The 3,698-nt window shown below is 76.3% G+C and carries 3 protein-coding genes and 1 pseudogene; 2 read left to right on the top strand and 2 right to left on the bottom strand.

All coding sequences use genetic code 11. The features are described from left to right. A pseudogene (locus ABD207_RS00060) lies at positions 1-252 on the top strand (hypothetical protein); the annotation flags it as partial. Continuing rightward, complete coding sequence (locus ABD207_RS00055; RefSeq protein WP_344008863.1) at positions 249-914, top strand: DUF8185 domain-containing protein; 666 nt, start codon at positions 249-251, stop codon at positions 912-914. The pseudogene ABD207_RS00060 and the gene ABD207_RS00055, both read left to right, overlap by 4 nt. A gap of 161 nt (positions 915-1,075) precedes the next feature. Here the strand turns inward: ABD207_RS00055 and ABD207_RS00050 are convergent, their stop codons facing one another. Both ABD207_RS00050 and ABD207_RS00045 read right to left on the bottom strand, forming a co-directional pair. Then, a complete protein-coding gene (locus tag ABD207_RS00050) occupies positions 1,076-2,086 on the bottom strand; it encodes an ABC transporter ATP-binding protein (RefSeq protein WP_344008861.1) in 1,011 nt (336 codons plus the stop codon). A 49-nt stretch (positions 2,087-2,135) separates the two neighbouring features. After that, positions 2,136-3,698: FtsX-like permease family protein (locus ABD207_RS00045; protein WP_344008859.1), on the bottom strand; the 1,563-nt coding region annotated here is incomplete at its 5' end.

Genomic DNA, 3,698 nt, shown 5'->3' with positions numbered 1-3,698 from the left:
GCCGGCGACCGCTCGATCATCGCCGCGCGCGTCGGCGGCGAGCTCAAGGACCTCTCCTACGAGGTGCAGGACGGCGACCAGATCTATGTCCGGGCGTCGACCGTGATCGTGCCGTTCGACTTCGAGGCCCAGCGGCCGCGCCGGATCACCGCGGAGGAGCGGGAGTTCCTCGAGCGGTACCGGGACGAGTCCGCCGAGCCCGCCGGTCCGGCGAAGGACGACGACTCCGAGGAGGAGGCCGTCGCCGCATGACGGTGCTCCACCTGGCCGACGAGGGGGAGGCGGCGGATCTCGCCGCCTTCCTCTCCCGGCTGCTCCACTACGACCGTTCGGCGGCCGTGCGGATGCAGTCGGCCGGGACGGCGCTGGCCGTCTTCGGCCGGCCGCCGTCCTTCGAGGTGCTGGCGGTCCGCGCGGTGCGGCTCGCCAAGCCGTACGAGAACGGCCTCGACGTCACCCTCGACCGCACCGTCTCCGCCGGTGAGCTGCTGGAGTCGGTGGACGAGGCCGCCGCCACGGTCACCGTGCCCGCCGCGGTCACCGGCCCGCCCTGGGCCGGGGTGCTGCCGCCGCGCCGCGGCTGGCAACCCGAACCGGGACTGCCGGAGCCGGAGGAGCTGCGCGGCCTGGTCGCCGCCGCGGTCGCGGAGTTCAAGTCCCGCACGGCCGGGCTGCCGCCCGAGCGGCGCACCCGGGCCGAACTCGACCGGATCGGGCGGGAGATCTGGTCCCGCACGGTCGGCGACACCGCCCTCCCGGTGCGGGCGGTGCACGCGGCGCACACGCTGGGCTTCCTGCGCGGCACGGAGGCCGGGCTGTTCTCGTCCGGCGCGTGGCTGCGGCTGCGCACCCCCTACGGATCCGTCGCCGTACGGCGGTCGGGGCTGGGCGCGCTGGACGTCAGCGTGCGCTGAGGCGCGGGGAGGGTGCCCAGGCGCCGGTCAGCCCTTCAGCCCCCTCAGTCCTTCACCCCTCACCCCTCACCCCTCACCCCTTCACCCCACCACCCCTTCACCCCACCACCCCTTCACCCCTCCAGTCCTCCAGCCCTCCAGTCCTTCATTCCTTCCGTCCTTCAGTCCGTCCGGCTGTCGTCAGGGCGGACCGCGATGTGGTCGGGTTCCAGCTCCAGGGCGACGCGGTCGCGCATGTCGAGGGCGCGGGTGTACTCGGCGGGGAGCTGGAGGCGGCCGGCGCGGTCCAGCATCGCGTACTCCCGGGCCACCACCTTCTCGTCGCCGGTGACCTCGTCGACCTCGCTGCGGCGCAGCACCTCGGTGGAGGTGCGGCCGTCGCGGATGGCGACCGTGCGGCGGACCTCGTTGGCCACCGCCTGGTCGTGGGTGACGATCACGATGGTGGTGCCGAGCCGCTCGTTGGCGGTGCGGAAGGCGGCGAAGATCTGCTCGGCGGTGTGGGAGTCGAGTTCGCCGGTCGGTTCGTCGGCGAGCAGCACCGCCGGGTCGTTGGCGAGGGCCACGGCGATGGCGACCCGCTGCTGCTGGCCGCCGGACATCTCGTGCGGGCGGCGGTCGCGGCAGTCGGCGACCTGAAGCATCTCCAGCAGCTCCATCACGCGTTCCGCGCGGGCCCGGCGGGCGGCACGGCCCCGGCCCAGGATCCGGGCCGTGCCCTTCCCGGTGCTCTCCCCGGCGCCCTTCGCGCTGCGCAGTTGCAGCGGCAGGGCGACGTTCTGGGCCGAGGTGAGATACGGCAGCAGGTTGCGTGCGGTCTGCTGCCAGACGAAGCCGACGACCTCGCGCCGGTAGGCGAGCCGGTCCCGGGCGGTCATGGTGAGCAGGTCGCGCCCGGCCACCCGGGCCGCACCGGCCGTGGGGACGTCCAGACCGGCGAGGATGTTCATCAGGGTGGACTTGCCGCTGCCGGACGCGCCGACCAGCGCCATCAGCTCTCCCTCGCGGACCAGCAGGTCCAGCCCCTGCAGGGCCTGCACCTCCACACCGTCCGCGGTGAAGACCCGCACCAGCCGGTCGCAGGTGATGAGCGCGTCGTGGCCGAAGGCGGGCCGGTCGCGGTCGGCCGTGACGCGGCGGGTCAGGTCGTCCAGCGTGGGGTTCGTGGTCATCGGGGACCTCCTCCGGGTGCGGTCGCGCGGTGCCGTGGCGGCCACGGGGTCATCGGGCATCGCCCGCTCTCAGCTCCCGTACCGAGCCGCGGCGGCTCGTCCACCAGGCCTGCGCCACCGAGATGCCGACGGTGAGTGCCAGCACGGCCAGCGCCGGCACCAGCAGCGACACCGGGTCGACGGGCAGCGTGGTCCCGCCGGGCGGGAAGACGGACGAGGGGACGGCGACGGCGGTCAGGTCGATGCCGGGGGCGAGCAGCCGGATGGTGGCCCAGGCGGTGAGCGTGCCGCCCAGCGCGGCGAGCAGTGCCTGCGGCAGGGACTCCAGGACCAGCAGCCGGCGTCCCTGGGCGCGGGTCAGGCCCATGGTGCGCAGCCGGCCGAGCAGCGCGGCCCGTTCGGGGGCGGCGCGCACCAGGGTCAGCAGCAGGGCGAGGACGGCGTAGCCGGCGCCGGCCGCCACGGCCGCGGTGTAGACGCGTTCGGCGCCGGACTGCAGGGGCGAGTCGACGTACCCGGCGCGCTCCTCGGCGCGGATCTGCACGGTGGGCCCGGTGCCCGCCGCCCTGCGCAGGGCCGCCGCGTCGGGGGTGCCGGTCGCCAGCAGCGCGGTCGTCCGGGCGGCCCGTGCGGACAGCGCGGAGCGGTCCACCACCAGGAACGCCTCGCCGGCCACGGCCGGGGTGCGGTCCCGCACCTGGGTGATCCGTACGGTGACGGCGCTGCCGTCCTCCATGCGGACGAGGAAGGGGCGGGTGCCGTAGCGCTCGGCCACGTCGGTGGACGCGAGGGCCGGCACGGGGGTCTCCTCGCCGGGCGTGCCCGGTGCCCGCAGCGCCCGGTGGTCGAACGGGCCGACGCCCGTGTGCCGGGCGAGTGCCGCGTACCCGGCCGGGGCGACGCCCGCCACCGGGACCGTCCGTTCGCCGTCCAGCGGGCGGGCGTTGTAGGAGATGGCGGCGGTGGTGACCTGCTCGACGCCGGGCACCCGGCGGACCCTGTCCGTCACGGCGACGGGCAGCGCGTGCAGGGACTCGACGCGGGCGTCGGCGCCGACGGCGAGCACGGCCGCCCGTTCCCGCGCCCCGGCCACGCCGCTGAGCACCGAGCCGCCGAAGGCGGCCGTGGTCAGCGCGGTGAGCAGCGCGAGCAGCGGCAGCACCGCCGAGCCGGAGGCGCGGCCCGCGCGGGCCAGGGACAGCGGGCCGACCACACCCCGCAGCCGCCCGGCCGGGCGGGCAAGACCGCGCAGCGGCAGCGGATACAGCCGCACCAGCACGAAGGAGGCGATCACCGCGACCAGCACCGGAGCGAGCGACACCAGCTGGTCGCCGGAGGCGTCCGGCCCGCCGGACGGGCCCCGGGTGCGCAGCGCCACCACGGCGCCCACCGCCAGGGTGAGCAGGGTGAGTTCGGCGACGGTCCGGCGCCGGGAGGGCCGGGCGGTGGTCGCGTCCTGGCGACCGGTGTGGACGCGGACGGCCAGGTGCGCGGCGGCCGCGCGCAGCGGCAGGGCGAGACGGGGCAGCAGCGGCTCGGCGGTGCGGCGCCGCAGGGCGCCCTGCCACACGCCCCAGCCGTAGGCCAGGTCGTCCAGGCGGCGGATCGCGGT

Source organism: Streptomyces thermospinosisporus (assembly GCF_039526425.1).
GTDB lineage: Bacteria > Actinomycetota > Actinomycetes > Streptomycetales > Streptomycetaceae > Streptomyces > Streptomyces thermocarboxydovorans.
Note: the sequence above shows the minus strand (reverse complement) of the source record. Positions and strands in the feature narration are given on the sequence as shown.

Excerpts from the sequence above, each read along its gene's own strand:
- ABD207_RS00055 (WP_344008863.1), top strand. The coding sequence starts at position 249 with ATGACGGTGCTCCACCTGGCCGACGAGGGGGAGGCGGCGGATCTCGCC.
- ABD207_RS00050 (WP_344008861.1), bottom strand. The coding sequence starts at position 2,086 with ATGACCACGAACCCCACGCTGGACGACCTGACCCGCCGCGTCACGGCC.